The sequence below is a fragment of the Vogesella mureinivorans genome (assembly GCF_007644035.1).
In the GTDB taxonomy this organism is placed as follows: domain Bacteria; phylum Pseudomonadota; class Gammaproteobacteria; order Burkholderiales; family Chromobacteriaceae; genus Vogesella; species Vogesella mureinivorans.
Map to the genome: position 1 here is coordinate 1 of NZ_VMTV02000144.1, position 273 is coordinate 273.

Sequence of the window (273 nt, forward strand, 5' to 3'; positions counted from 1 at the left end):
GACATTCGTGCAACAGCGCGGCGGCGGCTACGAATCCGTGCGCGACGTGTGGCTGCGATCGTGCCTCCATGTCGACGCGATCAGAAAGCTGGCGGAGGCCGACGCGTTCCGCTCCATCGGCCTCGATCGGCGCGCGGCGCTGTGGGCGGTACGCGCGCTTGACGGCAGGAGTGCCGCCGAGCGCCTGCCGTTGTTCGACCGTCCGGAGGTCCGCCTGCCCGACAATGAACCCGAGACGACACTTCCCGCCATGCCGCTCGGCGAGCATGTCAT

At 68.9% G+C, this 273-nt stretch carries 1 protein-coding gene; it reads left to right on the forward strand.

Annotated features, from left to right (window positions below; all coding sequences use genetic code 11):
• The coding region (locus FLQ44_RS04835; protein ID WP_147693325.1) for a helix-hairpin-helix domain-containing protein at positions 1 to 273 on the forward strand (273 nt) is incomplete at both ends.